We start from the raw sequence: 21,391 nt of genomic DNA on the forward strand, positions 1-21,391 counted from the left end.
TCGATCTTGCTTTAAAATGTGAAAATGCTGAAATCATTGAAGATAAGTTGCAAACCATGGTAAGTGCATCCAGATATAACCCCGCCGACATCGAACCCAAATGGCAACAATACTGGTTAGAAACCAAAGCGGACGAAGCGGACGAAGACCAAAGTAAACCGAAATTTTACGCGCTTTCCATGTTTCCCTATCCCTCAGGAAACCTCCACATGGGTCATGTTCGCAACTATGTGATCACCGATGTTATGGCGCGATGGCGGGGGATGCAAGGATATCGGGTGCTTCATCCCATGGGCTGGGATGCGTTTGGTTTACCTGCGGAAAATGCAGCCATTGACCGTGGTGTTCATCCGGCACAATGGACAAATCAGAATATTCAGCAAATGAAAAAACAACTCCAGCAACTGGGGTTATCTTTAGACTGGAGTCGGGAAGTCGCTACTTGTTCCCCAGATTACTATAAATGGACGCAATGGATTTTTCTCCAGTTTTTCCAAGGGGGACTCGCCTATCAGAAAGAGTCGGCGGTAAACTGGGATCCAATTGATCAAACGGTTCTCGCCAATGAACAAGTCGATGGCGAAGGACGATCGTGGCGCAGTGGGGCGAAAGTGGAACGAAAACTTCTCAAACAGTGGTTTTTGAAAATTACGGAATATGCAGAAGAACTCCTCAATGATTTAGAAAAACTGTCTGGATGGCCCGATCGCGTGAAACTGATGCAAGAAAACTGGATCGGAAAATCGGTCGGGGCTTATCTGGAATTTCCGATCATCGGAAGAGAGGATAAAATTGGTGTCTTTACCACCCGTCCAGATACGGTTTATGGGGTGACTTATGTGGTTCTCGCACCTGAACACCCCCTCACCCCACAGGTCACGACAACTGACCAAAAAGAGGCGGTAGAAGCCTTTATTGAAGAAGTCAGTAATGAAAGCGAACTAGAACGCACCGCCGAAGATAAACCGAAACGCGGTATTCCCACAGGCGGAAAAGCGGTTAACCCCTTCACAGGTGAAGAAATCCCGATTTTAATCGCGGATTATGTTCTCTATGAATATGGAACCGGTGCCGTGATGGGAGTTCCCGCCCATGATGCGCGAGATTTTCAGTTTGCAAGCCAAAACCAGCTTCCCATTAAACAGGTGATTGTTCCCGAAGGAGAAGACCCCAGCGACAAGTTAGAAAACGCCTACACTGAAGCAGGAACAATGATTAATTCCGATGGGTTTAACGGGATGAACTCAGTGGAAGGGAAACAAGCCATTATTGACTATGCAGAAAAACAAGGTTGGGGAAAAGCCCGCATTCAGTACCGCCTGCGCGATTGGTTGATTTCTCGTCAACGCTATTGGGGTGCGCCTATTCCCATTATCCATTGTCCTAGTTGTGGGGCGGTTCCCGTACCTGATGAAGATTTACCCGTGGAACTTCCTGAAAACGTAGAATTTACAGGGCGTGGCGGGTCTCCTCTCACGCAACTGGAAAGCTGGTTAAATGTTCCTTGTCCTTCTTGTGGCGAACCCGCAAAACGAGAAACCGATACCATGGACACTTTTATTGATTCGTCTTGGTATTTCCTCCGCTACACGGATGCGAACAATAGCGAAGAGGTCTTTGATCAGGATAAGGTAAATGATTGGATGCCTGTGGATCAATATGTGGGGGGAATTGAACACGCTATCCTCCATTTATTGTACTCTCGTTTCTTTACGAAAGTCTTGCGCGATCGCGGACTTTTGAATTGTGACGAACCCTTCCAACGCTTACTCACTCAAGGAATGGTACAAGGGATTACTTATAAAAACCCTCAAACAGGAAAATACATCCCTCCCCAAGAGGTAAATGCGGATGATCCGAAAGACCCTAATACAGGGGATGAACTGTCGGTCTTCTTTGAGAAGATGTCGAAGTCAAAATATAACGGCGTTGATCCGTTAGAAGTTTTAGATAAATATGGCGCAGATACCGCACGAATGTTTATCTTATTCAAAGCCCCACCCGAAAAAGATTTAGAGTGGGATAGTGCAGATGTGGAAGGACAATTCCGCTTTTTGAATAAAGTGTGGCGGTTGGTGATGGAATTTGTCGATCGCGCTTGCGAAGTGCAATCAAAAGATAACAACAATCTCTCGAAAGAGGAAAAAGACTTACGCCGTGCAATTCATACCGCCATCAAATCGATTTCTGAAGACTTAGAGGGCGATTATCAGTTTAATACCGCAGTTTCTGAGTTAATGAAACTGAATAACGCGCTGAATGAGGCAAAATGCAAAGATTCTTCGGTTTATCAAGAAGGAATCGAAGCCTTAGTGAAATTACTTGCGCCCTTTGCTCCCCACCTCACAGAAGAATTGTGGCACGCCCTCGGAAATGAAGACTCGGTTCATCATCAAACTTGGTTAGAAGCTGATCCTGATGCGTTAACTGTCGATGAGATTAATTTGGTCATTCAAATTAAAGGAAAAACCCGTGGAACGATTCCCGTCCCCGCTAACGCCAGTCGTGAGGAGTTGGAAACCTATGCGCGGGAGTCTGATGCAGCCCAACGTTACTTAGAAGGAAAAGAGGTGAAAAAAGTGATTGTTGTTCCTGGAAAGTTAGTTAATTTTGTGGTTTAAACAACTCAAGTGTTACGGTTGGGAGAAAGGGTTATTTCTCCCATCAGACTTGACAACAAAAAGAACACTTTATGTCTCAGGAAAATTCTGATTCCACCGATCATTTATTGAATGAGGTCAAATCTCAGTTTCAGCAAAAGTCTGATACAAGTGATGATCATGATCGGCTTGCTGATCTGAAGTCTCAGTATCAAGAAAAATCTCAGAATAAGGGGTCTGAAAACTCTCCTTTAGAAGAGCTAAAATCTAAATTCAAAACTTCATCTTCCGAGTCTCAAGAAAGTAACGAAGATTTATTTGCAGATATCAAATCTCGTTATCAGCAACAGCAAAAGGCTTCCTCTTCTCAAAAAAGTGATTCTAAAACAGATGAGTTGCTGGGGTCTTTGAAAGCACAACATCAAACCCAGAAAAAAGAGCAATACGAAGATGATTATCAGCGTAATCGCGAAGAAATATTAAAAGCAGAACAACAGAAACAGAAAAAACGGAAGTATTTAACTCAGAAAGCTCAAACTTGGCTGGAAACTCTTGATCCCTATTCCGAGGAGGGGTTTTGGTTTGAAGAGTTTGCGGAAGGTTATCCCTCTCGCTTAGAGGCTGCTGTGGATTATCTTGCGGTCTTAGAAGATGATTCGGGTTGAAAGAGTCAGCGCGATCGTTTTTGTTAAACTAAACAGTAATTCCAACAGATATTAAGTGAGTCAAAAGAGGTTAAATATGGGAATTTCTTTACAGAAAGGACAACGGGTTTCGCTGGAAAAAGTTTCTCCTGGTTTAGAAGCTGTTTTTGTCGGTTTAGGTTGGGATGTCAATCAAACCGATACTGGAAGTGATTTTGATTTAGATACTTCCGTTTTTCTTCTCGGTGAAGATGAAAAACTCCTTTCCGATAACCATTTAGTTTTTTATAATAATCTGAAAAGTCCCGATCCTGATCATTCTGTAGAGCACATGGGGGATAACCTCACGGGTGCGGGAGAAGGAGATGATGAGGTCATTATTATTAATTTGAAAAAAGTTCCAGAAGACGTACAAAAAATTACCTTTGTGGTCACCATTTATGATGCAGAAAAGCGGGGACAAAATTTTGGACAAGTGAGCAATGCGTTTGTTCGTTTAGTGGATGTTAAAACAAAAGAAGAAGTGCTTCGCTATGACTTAACAGAAGACTATTCCATTGAAACGGCAATGATTATGGGAGAATTGTATAAGAAAGATGGACAATGGCGGATGAGTGCAGTGGGTGAAGGTTACGAAGGCGGATTACAGACTATTTTAAACCGCTATAGTTAAGTTTTAGATCCCCCTTTTTTGAGGGGGATTTTTAGGGTAAAAATCAATCTATTGGCTGGGGATGAATGATGAAAAATGGAGTTTCTAAAGGACAGCGTTGGCTCAAGTTACTGGAGACGGGTTTGCTGATTGTTATCGTTGCGGGAATAATTATTTCTATTCAGACACAGCAAGTGGTCTGGGGATTAATTCCGATCGCGCTGACGATCATTCTGAATCAAATCAATCAAAATCATCAGCAGCGATCGCAGCAACAGCAATTTCAAAAACTAGAAAGTCTAATTCAAAATTGTCAAGCAGAGGAAGAAAATCAACAAATTAATCTTTGGAAGTTACAGAAGCAAATTGAAGAATGGCAAGACTTTTTAATTGATTTCCGAGAAACAAACGCGCAAAATACACAAACCCTTGAAGAAATTATTGCTGAATTAAGTCAAGTTCAACCCCTGCGAGAAAAGCAGAATAATCTTAACACTCAGATGCAAAAAATTGCTGTCACCCAAGAGCAATTAATTACCGACTTTAATCATCTTTCCCAAGTCCAAGAAACCTTATCTCAAAGCGTGACCGAGTTGAGTAATCAAGTCCATCAGGATTCAAGAGATGATGCTTGGGAGTATTCCCTCCAGCAAACAAACGAAAGATTGAGTTATCTTCATCAACTGCAAAATAAACAACATCAAAATGATCAAGAGGTTGCAATAGAATTAAAAGAAAGTTTAGCCACTGTTAAGGAAGAAGTATCACAACTGCGAGAAGAATTAAATCAAAAAACTGAAGTCGCAACCCGTCAATCTTCAAATGAAGACGTTCGACAGTTACAAAATCAGATTGAAGAAATGACCGAGACTTTCAACTTGCTCAATCAACGTCAAAGGGAAGAAAATGACTATTATCAAAAAGCCATAGAACAATTCCGAGAAGATCTAGAAAGTCTCCGCGAACAAATTAACTGGGATTCGCAAACTGAGTTAGATACTATTCATCAATTAGTCCAAGAAAATCAGCAGCAACAAACACAACTCACTAACGAAATTTCTCAACTGAAAACTGACTATCAGACCTTAGCGCAACAACTTCAAGAAAATACATCTGAGCGAAGGAATAACACTTCCATTGATCAGGAAATTGAACGATTACAGTCTTATTTAAAACAAGTGACTCAATTATTAGACTCGGTGGTTAAACGTCAAGCTGAAGAAAAGAAATCTTTTCAAACTAAAATAGAACAACTTCATCACACCCTAGAATCAGTAATTTCGGAAAACCAGTCTCCCGTTAATTTAAAAGAAGTCGAAACAATCAAGCAATCCTTAGAACAAACTCGCCAAAAACAAGGGGATTTAGACAGACAAATTTCTCAGATTAAACAACACTTTACTACTCTTCAAAACCGATCCTTTTCGCAAGATGGAGAAAGTATCACTTCTTCTATTATAGAAGCAAAAATTAACCATTTTCATGATTACCTAAAACAACTCACTGACCTTTTAGACTCTCTCGCCCAGCGTCAAACTGAAGAAAATCAAGCTCTAAAAGCAAGATTAAGTCATCTACAATCTCAATTAACTGCAGTGGAAACCCGAGAAGATTTGTAGTCAAGTCTTATCTAGGGCTTGCTGAAAAAGTCCATTGGTTGGTTTAGTAAGGCAAGAGGCAAGTTGCCTTATTCTAAGATTTTTCTATCATAGCTACTGTCGAAGAACCATTAACTTTTTACATAAGAATTAGATCTGCTATAGCGTTTCCTAGTTGGTTGAGGTACGTAATGCGAGTCGGTGGATGTTCATGGTTCATGGTTCGTGGTTCATTGATTAACAACCAACAAATAACAAAGAACAAAGAACGAAGAACGAAGAACAAAAAACAAAGAACAAAGAACCAAAATTTAGAATGTACCTCATGAGATTGGGAAGTGCTATATATAATGTGTATCAATTAGAAACGACTCTTTGCCATAACCGTTGAATCTCAGCTAAGTCTTGGGCGTTGGGTGTGGATAAAACTTGATTTTGAGGATTGACTGCTGCACCTGGAATATTGTTTCCCCAAGGGCTATTTGTCACTCCACTGAGATCCATTCCAGAAATTGCAGGGCGAAAGCCATATTGAATAAAAATGGCTTGTTGTTCGGGTTTTCTGAGAAAATCAATAAACGTTTTTGCTGCATCTGCGGTTCTGCGATCAACATTGCGACGAACGATTCCCGCAGTGGAAACAGTTTCAATGGTCGGATCGAGATAATAAATCTGGTAAGTTTGATTGCGGGTGGTTTGGGCTTGTTCCCACCGATGTAACGCAATACTCTCGTAAACGGTGGCGACATCTGCATCATTGGGTCCTCTAGCGATAAATTCTTGTAGCAGAATATCTGTTGAACGAGGCGGTAAATAAACAGACCGTTTCACTAATGCAAATAAGGATTCTGTCTCTGATTGTCGTAATGCTTGGGATAGAGACTCCCCCGTTTGAGACTGCGCCCATAAACTCAGGGTCAGTTGACCACTGTTAGACCGTGTGGGATTGGTCATAATAAAATCAAAACTTCCCCATGGGGGTGATCCGCCGATCGCGCCCCAATTCCGTTGCTGCATCGCATTTTCTAAGCGATCCCAATCAAATCGCCCCGAGGGAAATAAAATCTGTCCGCGATCTTTCCAAGCAACCCCCACCAGCATGGTTTTCGCGATCGCGCTGGGGGTTTCATAAAAGGCTTCCCCGTCTCCCGACCAACGTTGTTCTAATTGGTCTAGAATCTTACCATTGGCGGGAATCAACACCGTTGGGTCAAACTCATTTTTCTGGTCAATGTAGTTGTTGACCATATCTTGCGATCCCTGAAACTTTAATTCTAGATTAATTTGGGGATGGGCTTGTTCAAATTGGCTTTCTAGGGCTTCTAGAGGGTCTTGTAATTCTGTTCCACTGACGACAACGACCGTTTTCTTCACACCTGGTAAGGGAATATAGCTGATTCCCAGAGAAGCCAGAATAATCGCGATCGAAATCCAAGTATTCTTTTGTTGTTGATTGGCGCGAGTCGAAGTCATGATCCTTGATGAGTTAAGATATCCACGTTTTCTTGTAAACTACTCAGTTCTTCACTTAAATTTTGCAGTTCCGTCACTTGTTCGACATCCGCTAAATCCGCACGGCGTAACTTATTTTGTAGCTGTTGCAATACTCCTGCTAAGTTTTGGATCGAAGTGTTGAGGGAAATCACTTGTGCTTGTCGTGCGTCTTCTCCTTGTTGGGCTAAGCGAATATTGCGCTGGAGGCTTTCTTGCAAAGATTGTAACTGCTGACGGGATGCACCTGAACTTTGAGATAATTTGCTTTGAAGATCGGCGAGTTGATTTTCTAATTCCGAGATGGATAATAAAGAATCAGACCCTTGAAATTTACGGGCGAGGGTTTCAATCTGGGTGGGTAGTTCTTTCGCGCGATCGCAGGCGTATTGGACTTGGGTTAAAAGGTCTAACTGTAGTGATGTATCGGACAAAGCGCGATCGGCTTCTTCTCTTAAGACTTCTGCTTTTTCTGCGACTGCTTGTGCTGTGTTTTGTACCGCTTCTAACTCTTTGGCGAGTGCGGGGTTTTCAATCATTAACGGTTCTGGGAGTTGTGACTTACGCACAGAAGCCCCTCCCAGCGCGATCGCGCCAGAAACGGGGATCATCAGATAGCTGGGTAAACCCACTAACCGCACACCAACCATTAACACTACTCCCCCAATCAACACCGCGATCGGGTAATGGAGAGGATTCACAAGCCATTTCATCTAAAAACCTCCCAGTGAGGATTAAGCGGAACTTTCATTAATGATTTTACTCGAAAAAGAAAACGTTTTGCGCTTGAATTTTGTGATTTAACTAGAAGTCTCTCTTTGAGTTAAAGAATCTCCCATTTTGATCCGATCACTGATATAACTCATTGTGATCTTTCTAGATCGAAAAAAGAAAAATGTTATACACTTAATTCAGGACAGATATGTGATACAAGAGAGCTTGATCCCTTCTCAAAGACTTCCGAATTTGTGAAGCTAATCAAATGATAAATAACTCAACAATTACTTAAGTGATTACTCGCGAAATATATCAAAAATATCATGAAAAATACATAAGTTTTCTCAAAAAATATTACTAATATCAAGTTCTCTTGAGAAACCATCAGGAATATTATCTAAACTTAAAAGTACAGATAATATTTGCTGGTTAATTATGGATACTTCTCTCCTTGCATTTAAAGAAATCCCCATCCTAATTATCGGTTATGGCAGCCTTGAACAGGGAGACGCTTATGCCGGTTCTTTAGTTGCACAAATTATTCAAAAGTTAAACTTAGAGGATGTTGAGGCTCTAAATGTGGAAAGGCTAACCCCTAGCCTAGCCCCCATCATCTTAAAAGCCAGAACTGTCATTTTTATCGGTTCTTATTATGTCTGTGAACACATGAACCCAGAAATTATTATTAAACATTTTCTACACCGCAATTTAGAAGTCGATTTTGATACAGGTTACGATTGCTCTCCCCAAAACTTATTAGCATTTATCGAAGCAGTTTATGATCGAGTTCCAGAGGCTTACTGGATTTTAATTCCAGCGATTACTTATCGACTCAATGATCATCTTTCTACGACAACGCAAACGGCGATAGACAAGACCTTAAAATATTTAACCATGGGCTCTCATTTTGATCTCTTCTTGAAAACAAAATCTCTGAAAGAAAGTGCATTAAACGCTTAACTGATTACTTTTGTTGGTTGATCATTCTACCGAGAACAAAGAACAAAATTATTAAAACTCTAGCTGTAAATCAGACATCAACTGAGAAAGAGTTTGCGGGTTTCCTTTGCGATAATAACCGCCGTTTAGTTCTGCCATTTTTTGTAAAACATCAGGATTAAATTCTCCCTCTTTTCCATAGCCAACAGTAAAGAAAGCAATGCGACGATCCGAAGAAAAACTATTTTTTTCCAATTGTTGCGTTAAACGTTGAAAAGAAACTTCTGAGCCTGAATCTTCCCCATCCGTCAAAATTAATACAGCATTAATGGCATCTTCTTGGTAATTATTTTGCAACCAATTTCGGGCTTGCAACGTCGCATCATATAACCGCGTTCCGCCATCAGCACGGAGATTTGTAATAAACTGCATTCCCCGTTGTTGTCCTTGAGGAGTTCCATCCACTTCCACAGGGGATTGAATGCGATTGTCAAAATCAATTAAAGCAATTTTTTCTTTTGGACCCAGACTTTCAATATAAGTCCGTAAGGTGCTTTGGACAGCTGGTAGTTTCGATCCCGCCATTGATCCTGAAGAATCGACAACAACCACCACCTGTGAGGGCTTTTTCGCATAATCTCGCCAAGATTTAAGCATTGCTTCCACTACTTCGGGAGAGGGCGGACGTAAGGAATTGTAAGTTGCATTGGGATTAACGCCATATTGCTGAGAAAACTTGTCTCCTAAAGGAATACCGGGTACGCCTGGACGTAACCCCAGATCCGTTGCAATGGCTTGAATCTCCTCAGACCGTAGAAACTCAATCACTTGTTGGGCTGCTGCTTGTTCTTGTTCATTGACCCAGGGGGCTTGGGGAACAATAGCCCGTAAGTTGGAGGTAAAGGTGTCTTGGGGATAAACGGCTTCGTAGCGAGTATTATTATTAGAGTTGCTGTTGGCTTCAATCACTAGAGACTCATAGACAGACGCGATCGATGCCCAAAAAACGCCGTTTTCGACCATATCTTGGGCTAAACTGCCAGTAGAAGTCCCATAACGGGCAATTTTGCTTTCAATTTCTCGCACTTGATCCTGATAAGTCTGGACATCAGCAACAGTCATTTGTTCTGGGGCTTTCCCAGAAACACTGGCAAATTCCGCAACTAAGGTTTGTAAACCGGAATTAGACCGTGTAGGTGCGGTGTGAACAAAGTTAATGGGTAAAGCGGGACTATTATTTCCCAGTTGTTGATGATTATCCACTTGAACTAGCGTTTTGAACAAGTCTTCTTGTTGACGTAAGTCTGTGGCTAATTCGGCTGTGGTCATAAACACCATCGGGCTATTCGCCAGTAATGGCGCATCGGGAATGTTGGGGATATAGTTTTGTCCTGGAAAAATTTGTTCCACGCGATAGCGTAACTGGGCGTGATAAATTTCCCCATCAACAGAAATTAAGGTGGGAAATTGGGGATCTGAGGAGTCAATATTACCGTTTTTCAGTTGTTCCGTTAACGAGACCACTTCCGAGACAACATCCCCACTTCCTTTGGTCTCGCAAGTGAGATAAAACTGTTCTCCTGTTTCTAGTTTTGGGTTTTGTTGATTCAGGCGTTGGGCTGCGCGATCGCAGAACGTTTCTAAATTACTTCCAGCGAGAAATTTAACTTCAAATCCTTGTTGGTTACCATTGCTGCTTGTGTCATTCACCAACTGACAACTGGTAAGGAAAAAGGAACTGCCAATTGCCATGAGAACACTCACTTTCCAAGAAAAATTACCCATAATGTTAAGCCCGTGGCTAAAAAATGAAACCACACCCATAATATCGCTATTTCTTGGGATTGTAGCTTCCAAAAACTCCCGATTACAAAGCAAACATCTTAAAAAATAAGAGGATAGAATGATTCAGAAACAGCATTTTTCTAATCAATTCCAATCAATCAAAAATAATCATGATTTATCCTTTTTCTTCTCGGATGGGACGACGGAATTTTTTATTGACCGTGAGCACAATCATTAGTTTGACCCTCGCCAAACAAGCCTCTCGCCGTGCGCTTGCCCATCCTAAATTTTCCGATTATCCCTTTTCGTTAGGCGTTGCTTCTGGGGATCCCACCTCCGATAGTGTTGTTTTATGGACTCGTTTAATTTCTGATTCTGTAACTGAGACAATGCCCATTGCTGATGATCTGATTGTCTCATGGCAAATCGCAGCTGATCCCAAAATGCGTAATCTTGTATCTAGTGGAACAACCATTGCTTCCCCAGAATTAGCTCATTCTGTCCATGTAGTTGTTGAGGGCTTAAGCAGCGATCGCGCGTATTGGTATCAGTTTAAGGTCGGAAACGAACTGAGTCCCATTGGGCGCACCCGCACCCTTCCAGACCCCACAGTTTCTCCCTATGCTCTCAAATTTGCCTTTGTCTCCTGCCAAAATTATGAGCAGGGCTATTTTAATCCCTATCGTCATCTCGCAGACGAAGATCTCGATTTTGTGATTCATTTGGGAGATTATATTTATGAATATGCAGCGAATACCTCTCGCGGATTTCCTCGCCAACATCCAGCAGTCGAATGTAGTGATTTAGCCACTTACCGACAGCGATACAGTTTATACAAGCGCGATCGCGATCTGCAAGCAGCCCACGCAGCTTTCCCCTTTATTTGTACTTGGGACGATCATGAGGTAGAAAACGATTATGCCAATACTGAATCGGAAAACTTTGAGGCAAAACAGACGTTTTTACAGCGACGCATGGCTGCGTATCAAGCCTACTATGAACATTTGCCTTTACGTCCTTTTTCCCGTCCACAGGGGGCTTCCATGCAACTCTATCGGCGTTTTCAATTCGGGAACTTAGCGCAATTTTATCTGCTGGATGGGAGACAATATCGCTCAGATCAGGCTGGTGATGATAATGGGGAAGGGGGCGGACAAGTGATCGATAGGAATTGTCCAGAACTAAATAATCCCAATCGCAGTCTTTTAGGAAAGGAGCAAGAACAATGGTTGTTTCAAGCGCTGAAAACCTCAGAAACTCATTGGAATGTCATCGCCCAACCCTACCTAGTTTCCCAGTTGAAACAGCCCTCTGCTGAAGCGGTAAGAGTTTGGACGGATGGTTGGGATGGCTATCCCGTTAGCCGTCAACGTCTGCTTGAGTTTCTCCATTGGGAAAAAATTGCTAATCCCATTTTTATTGGGGGAGATATTCATTCGTTTTGGGTGAGCGATCTCAAGCGCGATTTTGACAATCCTGAATCAGAAATTGTCGCCTCAGAATTTGTTACCAGTTCCATTAGTTCCTTGGGTGTCCCTTATGAGCAATTCTTAAGCTATTTATCCGTTAATCCTCACATCAAATTTTTTGAGAGTCGTCAACGGGGATACGTTAAATGTACCTGCAACCAACAACAATGGACCAGTGAACTCAAATGTGTGGATACGGTAGAAACTCCTCAATCTCAAATCAATACCCTTGCCAGTTACTGGGTTGAAAATGGCAAGAAGGGAACACAGTTAAGTCCATAGGTTTGGTTAAATATCAATCTTGCTAAAACACTGGCAACTAAGACAACACTGGGAATCGCAGCTAGTCACTGTTCGAGAAATCGCCTTAAAAATCTTTCACTCCAAAACTAGGGCGTACAAAGTTCTGCACCCAGTCGTTGTTCACAAAATGCTCTTTCTGAGGGGGTTAAGTCCTCTCCTTCAATATCTCTCCGTAAAACAATGCCATTATGACCCGCTAAAAACCGAGGGAGTTGATCATATTCAATCAACTCTAAGGTTGCCATATCATACGTGGCGTAAGTTGTTTTTTCTGGGGAATCAAAATCAATATCGAGAACCGTGATTGTTTTTTTCGGTGCTAAATCGCTATCAATGAGCGGACGGGGGCCACCGCCCAAAATCCCCGTATGTAACAGTTGTAAGTCTCCCCGATGTCCAGGATAATAAGCGTGCTGATGACCGCTGATATAAGTGTGAACGTCATATTTTTCCAGCATTGCTCTGAGTGCGTCGGCATGGTCCATCACTTCCCCAGGCTGGTTGCGTCCCACAGCGACTGCATATAAGGGTAAATGTCCCAATAAAATGCGTAGTTTCGCTTGTTGGGCTTCTGGACTGGCTAACGCCTTTTCCACCCAAGCCAACTTTTCTGGGGGAATATAACTGGAAGACCCATCCCAGGCAAGGAAAAAGATATCTTGATGTTGAAAGGTGTAGTAGAAGGGAAAATCAGCGCGATCAATGAATTCTAAGTTAGGATCATGTTCAGGATGATGCCAATAGTCTTTGGCTAACTCACGCTCTTGTTGAAAAAGAAATCTACCATTGACATTTCTCGCACTAGAAGCATCATGATTGCCAATGGTAAAGCCATAGGGCAGGTTGGCTTCTCGTAACGGACGCGCCAGATGATCATCAAAGGCTTGCCACATCGCTTGAATTTGAGATTTGCTTAAAGCGGGATTTTGACCCGCCACCATATCTCCACTGCAAATTACCAGATCTGGCTGCCAATCAGGAATCAGTTCCATTGCTTGATCCACGGCGGGTGGGTAATCCGTTGCGCCATAAGCCCCATTAAGGTCACTAATAACAACCAGTCGCACATCATGACGAGGGGGATTGTAGAGGTTTTCTTCGGTAATCGGTTGAGAAGGCTCTAGTTGTTCAGCAGTGGCGAGGTTAACGCTATAACTGTAAACAAGACATAAGCAAAATGTCGCGATCGCGCAAGCCAAAAATCGTTTAGGAGACACGGTTCAACAATCGGGTTAAGAATACAGCTTTACTATCCCATAAGCATTTCTAATCCACAAGGTCATCAGAATTTTTGTTTGTTGCAATCCATAATAAAGCTGTTTTATTCTACTAATGAATTTTTGATCAAGACGATGCAATCACACTTACTCACAACCTCTGTTACAGTGAAGCCCAATCAAAATGATAATCATGGTGCTAGCGGAAATCCCCTGAGTGTCGCACCAATGATGGATCGGACAGATCGCCATTTTCGCTATTTAATGCGTCAAATTACGCGCAAAACCTTGCTTTATACCGAAATGGTCACGATTCCAGCGATTCTCAACGGCGATCGCGCAAAATTATTAGGCTTTTCTCCCGAAGAACATCCCTTAGCGTTACAACTTGGCGGAGATGACCCAGAAAAAGCAGCAGAATGCGCTCGGATGGCAGCAGATTACGGTTACGATGAAATTAATCTAAATGTCGGTTGTCCCAGCGATCGCGTGAAAAGTGGCAATTTTGGGGCGTGTTTGATGGCGCAACCGGAAACCGTCGCCACAGTTGTGGAAGCGATGCAAAATGCGGTTGAGATTCCAGTTACAGTAAAACATCGCATTGGTATTGATGAGCGCGATCGCTATGAAGACATGAGTGAGTTTGTGAGGGTGGTTTCTGAGGCGGGCTGTCAACGATTTACCGTTCATGCGCGAAAAGCCTGGTTACAAGGGTTAAGTCCGAAAGAAAATCGCAATGTTCCCCCTTTACGTTATGAGGATGTTTATCGTCTTAAACAAGAGTTTCCACAGCTTTTTATTGAAATTAATGGTGGGATTAAAACCCTTCCTGAAATTAAAGAACATTTGAATCATCTGGATGCAGTGATGATCGGTCGGGCTGCCTATGATAATCCTTATTTATTCGCAACCGTGGATCAAGAAATTTATGGACAAGATGATCCACCTCCGACGATGAAGGAAGTTGTAGAAGCGATGCTTCCTTACCTTGATTATTGGGTCAATCGGGGTCTAAAACTTAATAGTATGACTCGTCATTTAATTCATATCTTTAATGGACAACCGGGTGCAAAAGCATGGCGGAGATCTTTAACGGAAAAAGGATGTGAAGAGAATGCGGGTGCAGAAGTTGTGGAAGAAGCATTAAAATTAGTCCAACATGGGGTCTAAACCTCTGCGAGGTGTCCATTGGATTGCCCCATTTTTTCCAGTAAAGTAGAAATCAATTCCTTCTTTTGTTATCTCTTGTTTTAAGTCATCAGGGATTTGATTGGCGATCGCGATCGCGCTTTTTAGATTTAATTGTTGAAACCAGCTTCGGTTAATCTCGTTACCTTCCCATAGTAAAACATCTGTTTTCCGAATCTCAGAACTGACTGTAGGAAGTCGATTTTCTGGACGTTGTAAAAATCCCCATTGTTGTTCCCCGAATATCAGGGTGAGTAACCCAGGATTGGGTTGTTTAATATTGAGACGCTGCTGATCCACTAAAGTATTATTAACACCGATTCCTTGCTTCAAGGTTGTTTTTAAGTCTGAGATGTTTTGAATTTCATTTTCGAGAATACGTGAATAAAATAGACGGTTGAGAGTAACAAGATTGTTGAGAGCACTCCATTGATTGTTAGGACTGAGTGCGATCGCGCTGTTAATGGTTTGAATCCCTTGTTCTTGTAAAAAGGGAAGTAAAGTATAGCGAATGGTGTTTTCATTACCACAGTTAATTAAACTAACATGACCCCGATTTTGAATTAAGATCACTGCGGGTTCATCAGTGGAAAAAATAGTAATTTGCTGTAACGCTAATTTTTGATAAGTAATGGGAAGAATAATCAGCGCGATCGCGCCAATAGTGACCAGTTTCCACAGTGGTTTCCCTTGAGGAAATTGCCACACAAAAATCATTAAACCATAAACAGCAATTAACTGCCATAAATCAATTTTTCCAAATAATAAGTAACTGCCAGGGAGTTGATTAAACCAAGAGACTAAACCAATTAAAATGTGAGTAAAAGGAGAAAGTAACAGCGCGATCGCGCTTCCTAGACTGGGCATGATTAAACCCATAAAGCCACTCAGCATTCCACCTATAATAACTAAAATAGCAAAGGGAGTCGCAATAACATTGAGCAAAATACTATAAGTAGCAACCGTTCCAAAATTAAATAACTGTAAAGGAAAAATCCAAGGAAAGATAGCAATGGGAACTGCAATTAAAGAGGCAAGCGTTGGCGGTAAAAAATCCCACTTTTCTAGTAAAGGAGGAAGGGTGACAATTAATCCAAATGTGGCGAGAAAGCTAAATTGAAAGCCCAAATCTTGAATCCATAAAGGATTAATTAATAATAAAATAGTTGCAATCACTAGCAGCGATCGCGTTGCATTAACTTTCCGTTCGGTGAGTAGTCCTAATAATCCTGCTACTCCCATTAAACTCGCTCTTAAAATAGAAGGTTGTAATCCCGTTAACCCCACATAAAGGATTAATATCGCTAACCCAATTCCAAAGCGTAGTGAAACTTTTAAATGGCGAGTAATTCCTAAAACAACACCCAGTAATAGGGAAACATGAAAGCCCGAAGCTGCTAAAAAATGCGCGAGTCCTGCTTTTAGAAATTGATCTTGAAGATGGTAGGGTAAATTAACGGCTTTGCGTCCTAAAACCATAGAACTAACCAGTTCTCCTTGAGGACTTCCTAAAGCATCCAGATGAACCTGAATTATCCGTTCTCGCAATTGCCAAAATCCCCAATTCTGATTTTCAATAACAGTGACTTCTCGCCCACTAATTCCAGCAAAAGCCCCATTTTTTTGGAGATAGTTCTTAAAATCAAACTGTCCAGGATTATCAGGTGGAGAGGGTTGATAAAGATAGCCTGTAACCTCAATGGTAGCAGTGGGATTTAATTGAGTTTCCAACTGAGCGGGAACAGTGGTGTAAAGTTTTCCCTGGTATTTTCTCCTGTCATCTTTCACTCCTTTCACTGATAGCCAAAACCTTAATTTTCCACTCTGATTGAAAGTAGGAGCATCTAAAATTTTTCCAGTAACAGTAACAACTGTGCCATTTTTGTCAGGAGGAATAATCTGACTAATCTCGTTTTCTGCTGTTGTTGGGAAACGTAAATGAAAGGATAAAAAGGCAAGGAGAGTAATAAAAATAATGCCCCATGCTGAGCGCAATTTGAAACCCCACCAATGATAAATCGGAGCAACTCTTAACAGAATCACCCCTCCCAGAATTAGAGTTAATGTAATCGTTAGCCAATATTGCTCGAATCCTGAAGCAATTAAAAGACCAACAATATAAGTACAACAAAAAAGCGGAACATCTTTGGCAGACATCGGTCTAGAGAGGGGATTAACTGACGGTTTTCCACAAACTATGGGTTTGTTCGGGTGAAACGAAGCGATTAGCACATAGAATACCAGAAGCAGCGACTGCAGGAACACCAATTCCAGGAAGGGTACTATCACCGACGCGGTAAAGTCCAGAAATCGGGGTTTGATCGCTGGGAAACAGCCCCTCTTTGGCAGAAATCGCAGGACCATACGTGCCTTGATATCGTCGTAGATAATGAGCGTGAGTGAGGGGAGAACCAATTAATTCTAAAGTCACGCGATCGCGCACATCGGGGATAATTTTCTCTAGAGCCTGATACAAAGATTCTGCTTTGGCGCGTTTCTGTTGGGGATAGTGATCATCCCGTTGCCAGCCGTGATAGGGTTCGAGAGTATAAGCATGAATCAAATGTTGTCCAGAAGGAGCAAGATTCGCATCCCATACTGTCGGAATGGAAATCATACAAGTATTACCAGGCGTTGTAATCTCTTGGTTACTATCATGAACAACCACATGATGACCGTTGAGAGGGTCTAAGCCTTCAGCATTAATTCCGAGATGGAGGTGCATAAAACTCTCCACCGCAGGAGTAGTCAGACTCTTTTCCCGAAAAGACGGGGGTAAGTCTTGGGGAGATAATAGCTTGCTATAGGTATCCCAAAGCGTCGCATTTGAGATGACAATCGGCGCAGAAAGCGTTTCACCATTTTTAAGACGGATGCCCTGGGTTTTGCCGTTACTGACTAAAATCTTGTCCACATGGGCATTCAGGCGGAGTTCTCCCCCCCAGCGCTTGAAGCCTTGCACTAATGCTTCCACAATCGCGCCACTTCCCCCAACAGGATATTCAACTCCCACGCGCGATCGTTCTCCTAACATAAACGCCACTTCGGGCGCGATCGTTCCTTCTGCTTTTAAGCCAGACAGGAGGAAACATTCTAAATCAATCAAACGCTTCACCCAAGGATCTGTTACTGTTTTCTGGGCAATATCCCCCACTGAGGAAGCAACCAGTGGTAAGTTGGGGAGGAATTTGAGTAAACTCGGTAAGTATTTCGGGAATAATACCTGTAAGATTTTCCAATCGGGACGTAACTCAATGGTGGGGATATCTTTTAAGCCTGCATACAGTCCTAACATTTCCTGAACAAAGGCTTGATATTCTTTTGCCCCTTGTGCGGTAACTTTTGCAATTTCTGCACAATATTGATCGTTATCTTGGTAAGCAGCAAACGTTCCTTCTGGAAAATGAAACTCACCAAGCGGATCATAGGGGACCGTTTCAATTGACTCTCCCAGAAGGCTTAAAACCTGTTGCAAGGGGTTCAAACTGTCTTTGTCTGTTCCAATTCCTGCATAGAAAGAGGGGCCAGAATCAAAGGTAAAGCCTTTGCGGGTAAAACTGTGGGCTGCACCCCCAGGAATGCCATGACTTTCACAGATGAGGACATTGTAACCATAACGAGCGAGTAAACTCCCCGCAGTCAATCCCCCAATTCCACTACCGATAATGATGATATCTTGAGGCCTCATTTGTCCTTTGTTATTTGTTATTTGTTCACTGGTCACTGACTTATTGCTCCCGTTTTTCCGCTAACTCCATGCAAATCTGCTGATGCACTTCCCGCGTTAAAGGATAAAAATAGGCAAGAATCAGTCCCCCAATGAGACTGACCATGGGTAACGGCGCGATCGCGATGCGAATCGCAAATAAAGCACTGTCTGGCTGTTGAGGAGGAGGTTGACCCGGTACCGATTCAATAAACCCCGCCCATTCTAAACTTTGACCCACCAGAAACAAGCCTAATGCTAACCCCATTTTTTGTAATAACACCATAAACCCATAAAAAATCCCTTCCCGCCGTTGTCCCGTTTTCAGTTCATCCAGTTCAATCACATCAGGAACCATTGACCACGGAATCAAATACGCCACAGACACGCCAAATCCAGCTAAAATCGCCAAACCATACATTAATCCCACTTGTCCTGGTTGTAAGAAAAATAAACCAATTTGGGCGATTAACCAGAGTCCAGTGCCTAAAGCATACACCACTTTTTTCTCCACCTGTTTACTGACCGCCCCCCAGACAAATAACATCACCAAAGCGGTTCCTTGTACCGCTAACGCCGTTTGGGGGAAAGCACTTTCCGGTAAACCCATCCAACTAACCACAAAGTAAGGCAAAATCGAAGCAGTGAGTTGAACCCCTAACCAAGAAAACAGATAAATCCCAATGACAAACAAAAACGGACGATTGTTAAAAACGATTTTTAACTGTTGCGAAAAGGGGAGACTCATGTTCTGTTGTTTCGGTAAAGGCGTACTGGGAACAGGCGGTTGATTCCGTTGTACAAAGAGAGTCGTGGCAAATGTTCCGATTAAAATTGTGAGTAAAGCCCCAACGACTGCCAATAAAAGATTATTATTTTGAACAAATTGGAAAATGCCATAAATCGCGCAAATTAAGCTAATACCGAATAAAACAAAGGATAGAGGCTGTTTCCGTGCTGAAGCAATCAGGGGTTTACGATCGCGCTCTTGTAGGCTTAAACTGCACCAAAAAATGGGAATGGTGGAGATGATCGCCATGATCAAACCTAGAATAAAATACTGTTTCTGCTGTTGATCGGGGTAAGCATCAATAATGAGTCCCGCAAGAATTAAAGACAGAATACTTCCCCCTAAAGAAAAGGCAAAGCGAAAACTATTCAGGCTAGTGCGTTCGTTATAATCTTGGGTGAGTTCGGGGGTCAGAGCGGTATAAGGTAAGTTAACGGCAGTGAAGGCAATATTAAATAAAATCCCGATCAGCACATAATAGGCAAACAGTGACCAGTCATTAATGGTGTCATTCGTGCTAAATGTCGGGACAATCCATTGCAGAATAAAGAGTAAGCAAAAGGGAATTGCTCCAAAAAACATCCAAGGCAGTCGTCTTCCCCAAGGGCTATCCGCGCGATCGCTCCACATTCCAATAATTGGATCATTAATGGCATCGGCAATTTTACCAATCATTAAAATACTTCCAGCTAACCCCGGTGGCAGTCCAGCGACTTGTGTAAAGAAATACAGCAGAAAAAACACTAAAACATTTGCTGTAATCGCTGGACCGAGATCTCCCGCCCCATAAGTAAGTTTTGTAATAAAGGTTAATTTTTCAGAAGACTTAGCAACCATAAGCAAATGTTCTGTAAAAGAATTTTTGAAACTGTATTGAAATCAATTTAGAATAGACTTAGGTGAGATAAAACGGACTTAAGTAAGATCAAGATCATTTTAAAAAAGTAATTGTCTCCCGTTTTCCAAAGTTAGACTTTATCATCAGTAAAATTCCTGAAGTGAGTAATGAGCGATTATCAAACCTTAAATCACCGTTACCTGTTCACTAAACTCAGCAAATATGCTCGAAATGGCTTTACAGGACGGTTAAGTATTAAAGTTGAGTATAAGCCTTCTTGGCGCATCTATTTCAGTGCAGGGTCTATCATTTGGGCAAGTGGAGGCATCCATCCCGTTCGGCGGTGGCTGAGACAACTCAAAGGATGTCACTGCCAAATGACTGTTCCTCTAGGCATGACAGAGCAAGAATTATTATCCGCGCCTTATGAGTGTTGGGATTATTTAGCTCTCTCATTACTGATGCAAGAAAACTATATTAATTCTGATCAAGTTAAATCGATTGTTGAAGGAGCAATTTCGGAAGTTTTATTTGATATTGTCCAAGGATTGGCGCAGATTTCCAAAGAAGATATGAATCAGGTGAAAATGCTGCGTAAACCAGAGGTTCATCCTTGCAATCAAGAGCTCCTACTCCCTGCGTGGATGTGGCGCACAGAATCGGCTAAACAACGGGTTTTAAATACTTGGGAAACGTGGTTAAATGCAGGCTTAACTTATTTTTCTCCTGATGCAGGGATAATAGCAAATCAAGAAGAATTAGAGACTCAGGAGTTACACTCTCTCGCTCAATACTTTCTCAATATTGAAAGGGAAGAAAAAACCTTACGGGATCTCGCAATGGATAATCAGACGACAGTTTTAAGTATTTTACAAACCATGAAAAAATACTTAGATCAACATCTGATTCAATTTAACTCAGTCCCCGATTTATGGAAAACCACTTCTCAGAAATCTCAAAATCATGTTGGCTCTCATTTAGGACACAACACCATCCTACCCAATCATAAAACTGATGCAGGAATTGATGATGAACTGACCCAAGCCAAACCCACTCATCATCCGTCTTTACGGACTCCCATGTCAGGATGGCTTAAACATTCCAGAGGAAATACCATCTCGGGAGGTTATCCTTCGGAAGAAGGGGTGAAGGTCAACGTGATGGAAACTTTGGTGGCGCAAGAGGTCGAGCAACAATTAAAAGCCCTCCCCCGAGCAAGTGCTGAGTGTATTACCAAGCTCGATGTCATTACTTATGCCTTAAATCGACTTCCTCCTTTGTATGCAGCCAGTAAAGAAGGCATTGCTCATCAAAAAGAAGAAGCCAAACAAAAGCATCAACAGGCGATTAAGTCAGCCGTAAAACGCGCGATTACCGCAGTACAGCGCGATCCGATACGGAGGGGGACTCGCATTCAATCCCCCAATGATGTTTCCGCAGAACACCCCCATTAA

15 protein-coding genes are annotated in these 21,391 nt (G+C 42.2%); 8 read left to right on the top strand and 7 right to left on the bottom strand.

Annotated features, from left to right (window positions below; all coding sequences use genetic code 11):
* The first annotated feature begins 56 nt into the window (after positions 1-56).
* The 4 genes from leuS to PCC7418_RS09810 all read left to right on the top strand — a co-directional run bounded on the left by leuS (position 57) and on the right by PCC7418_RS09810 (position 5,515).
* Positions 57-2,621, top strand: a complete 2,565-nt coding sequence (leuS, locus tag PCC7418_RS09795; RefSeq protein ID WP_015226015.1) for a leucine--tRNA ligase — start codon at positions 57-59, stop codon at positions 2,619-2,621.
* A 71-nt stretch (positions 2,622-2,692) separates the two neighbouring features.
* Positions 2,693-3,265, top strand: a complete 573-nt coding sequence (locus PCC7418_RS09800; RefSeq protein WP_015226016.1) for a salt stress protein, Slr1339 family — start codon at positions 2,693-2,695, stop codon at positions 3,263-3,265.
* 76 nt (positions 3,266-3,341) lie between these two features.
* The gene (locus PCC7418_RS09805) at positions 3,342-3,917 is read left to right on the top strand and encodes a TerD family protein (RefSeq protein WP_015226017.1); all 576 of its coding nucleotides are present in this window, start codon (positions 3,342-3,344) and stop codon (positions 3,915-3,917) included.
* A 65-nt stretch (positions 3,918-3,982) separates the two neighbouring features.
* On the top strand, positions 3,983-5,515 hold the full coding sequence (locus tag PCC7418_RS09810; RefSeq protein WP_150107050.1) for a hypothetical protein: 1,533 nt from the start codon (positions 3,983-3,985) through the stop codon (positions 5,513-5,515).
* A gap of 336 nt (positions 5,516-5,851) precedes the next feature.
* Here PCC7418_RS09810 and PCC7418_RS09815 read toward each other — a convergent pair whose 3' ends face one another.
* Both PCC7418_RS09815 and PCC7418_RS09820 read right to left on the bottom strand, forming a co-directional pair.
* A complete protein-coding gene (locus PCC7418_RS09815) occupies positions 5,852-6,967 on the bottom strand; it encodes a substrate-binding domain-containing protein (RefSeq protein ID WP_015226019.1) in 1,116 nt (371 codons plus the stop codon).
* Positions 6,964-7,698, bottom strand: coding sequence for a hypothetical protein (locus PCC7418_RS09820; RefSeq protein WP_015226020.1), 735 nt, complete (start codon positions 7,696-7,698; stop codon positions 6,964-6,966). The genes PCC7418_RS09815 and PCC7418_RS09820 overlap by 4 nt, the downstream gene beginning before the upstream one ends.
* 439 nt (positions 7,699-8,137) lie before the next feature.
* Here PCC7418_RS09820 and PCC7418_RS09825 point away from each other — a divergent pair, with 439 nt between their 5' ends.
* The gene (locus tag PCC7418_RS09825) at positions 8,138-8,662 is read left to right on the top strand and encodes a hypothetical protein (protein WP_015226021.1); all 525 of its coding nucleotides are present in this window, start codon (positions 8,138-8,140) and stop codon (positions 8,660-8,662) included.
* 51 nt (positions 8,663-8,713) lie between these two features.
* Here PCC7418_RS09825 and PCC7418_RS09830 read toward each other — a convergent pair whose 3' ends face one another.
* Complete coding sequence (locus tag PCC7418_RS09830) at positions 8,714-10,426, bottom strand: extracellular solute-binding protein (protein WP_015226022.1); 1,713 nt, start codon at positions 10,424-10,426, stop codon at positions 8,714-8,716.
* Between the two features lie 170 nt (positions 10,427-10,596).
* On the opposite strand from PCC7418_RS09830, the gene PCC7418_RS09835 reads away from it, so the two are divergent.
* Complete coding sequence (locus tag PCC7418_RS09835) at positions 10,597-12,177, top strand: alkaline phosphatase (protein WP_015226023.1); 1,581 nt, start codon at positions 10,597-10,599, stop codon at positions 12,175-12,177.
* A gap of 107 nt (positions 12,178-12,284) precedes the next feature.
* Here the strand turns inward: PCC7418_RS09835 and PCC7418_RS09840 are convergent, their stop codons facing one another.
* Complete coding sequence (locus PCC7418_RS09840; protein ID WP_015226024.1) at positions 12,285-13,415, bottom strand: metallophosphoesterase; 1,131 nt, start codon at positions 13,413-13,415, stop codon at positions 12,285-12,287.
* Between the two features lie 135 nt (positions 13,416-13,550).
* Here PCC7418_RS09840 and dusA point away from each other — a divergent pair, with 135 nt between their 5' ends.
* Positions 13,551-14,585: a tRNA dihydrouridine(20/20a) synthase DusA gene (gene dusA / locus PCC7418_RS09845; protein ID WP_015226025.1), complete on the top strand. Its 1,035-nt coding sequence runs from the start codon at positions 13,551-13,553 to the stop codon at positions 14,583-14,585.
* Here dusA and PCC7418_RS09850 read toward each other — a convergent pair.
* The 3 genes from PCC7418_RS09850 to PCC7418_RS09860 are packed head-to-tail and all read right to left on the bottom strand — an operon-like array spanning position 14,565 to position 19,936.
* On the bottom strand, positions 14,565-16,760 hold the full coding sequence (locus tag PCC7418_RS09850; RefSeq protein ID WP_015226026.1) for a ComEC/Rec2 family competence protein: 2,196 nt from the start codon (positions 16,758-16,760) through the stop codon (positions 14,565-14,567). The two genes, dusA and PCC7418_RS09850, sit on opposite strands and share 21 nt — an antisense overlap.
* Positions 16,761-16,776: 16 nt before the next feature.
* A complete protein-coding gene (locus PCC7418_RS09855) occupies positions 16,777-18,291 on the bottom strand; it encodes an NAD(P)/FAD-dependent oxidoreductase (protein ID WP_041596593.1) in 1,515 nt (504 codons plus the stop codon).
* A gap of 40 nt (positions 18,292-18,331) precedes the next feature.
* A complete protein-coding gene (locus tag PCC7418_RS09860; protein WP_015226028.1) occupies positions 18,332-19,936 on the bottom strand; it encodes an MFS transporter in 1,605 nt (534 codons plus the stop codon).
* A 168-nt stretch (positions 19,937-20,104) separates the two neighbouring features.
* Between PCC7418_RS09860 and PCC7418_RS09865 the strand changes: the two genes are divergently transcribed.
* Positions 20,105-21,391, top strand: a complete 1,287-nt coding sequence (locus PCC7418_RS09865; protein ID WP_015226029.1) for a late competence development ComFB family protein — start codon at positions 20,105-20,107, stop codon at positions 21,389-21,391.

The sequence above is a fragment of the Halothece sp. PCC 7418 genome, from assembly GCF_000317635.1.
In the GTDB taxonomy this organism is placed as follows: Bacteria; Cyanobacteriota; Cyanobacteriia; order Cyanobacteriales; family Rubidibacteraceae; genus Halothece.

Bases quoted from the DNA above. Each gene is read 5' to 3' on its own strand.
- PCC7418_RS09820 (WP_015226020.1), bottom strand. From the start codon at position 7,698: ATGAAATGGCTTGTGAATCCTCTCCATTACCCGATCGCGGTGTTGATT.
- PCC7418_RS09830 (WP_015226022.1), bottom strand. From the start codon at position 10,426: ATGGGTAATTTTTCTTGGAAAGTGAGTGTTCTCATGGCAATTGGCAGT.
- PCC7418_RS09865 (WP_015226029.1), top strand. From the start codon at position 20,105: ATGAGCGATTATCAAACCTTAAATCACCGTTACCTGTTCACTAAACTC.
- leuS (WP_015226015.1), top strand. From the start codon at position 57: ATGGTAAGTGCATCCAGATATAACCCCGCCGACATCGAACCCAAATGG.
- PCC7418_RS09805 (WP_015226017.1), top strand. From the start codon at position 3,342: ATGGGAATTTCTTTACAGAAAGGACAACGGGTTTCGCTGGAAAAAGTT.
- PCC7418_RS09855 (WP_041596593.1), bottom strand. From the start codon at position 18,291: ATGAGGCCTCAAGATATCATCATTATCGGTAGTGGAATTGGGGGATTG.
- PCC7418_RS09825 (WP_015226021.1), top strand. From the start codon at position 8,138: ATGGATACTTCTCTCCTTGCATTTAAAGAAATCCCCATCCTAATTATC.
- PCC7418_RS09850 (WP_015226026.1), bottom strand. From the start codon at position 16,760: ATGTCTGCCAAAGATGTTCCGCTTTTTTGTTGTACTTATATTGTTGGT.
- PCC7418_RS09815 (WP_015226019.1), bottom strand. From the start codon at position 6,967: ATGACTTCGACTCGCGCCAATCAACAACAAAAGAATACTTGGATTTCG.
- PCC7418_RS09860 (WP_015226028.1), bottom strand. From the start codon at position 19,936: ATGGTTGCTAAGTCTTCTGAAAAATTAACCTTTATTACAAAACTTACT.
- PCC7418_RS09810 (WP_150107050.1), top strand. From the start codon at position 3,983: ATGATGAAAAATGGAGTTTCTAAAGGACAGCGTTGGCTCAAGTTACTG.
- PCC7418_RS09800 (WP_015226016.1), top strand. From the start codon at position 2,693: ATGTCTCAGGAAAATTCTGATTCCACCGATCATTTATTGAATGAGGTC.
- dusA (WP_015226025.1), top strand. From the start codon at position 13,551: ATGCAATCACACTTACTCACAACCTCTGTTACAGTGAAGCCCAATCAA.
- PCC7418_RS09835 (WP_015226023.1), top strand. From the start codon at position 10,597: ATGATTTATCCTTTTTCTTCTCGGATGGGACGACGGAATTTTTTATTG.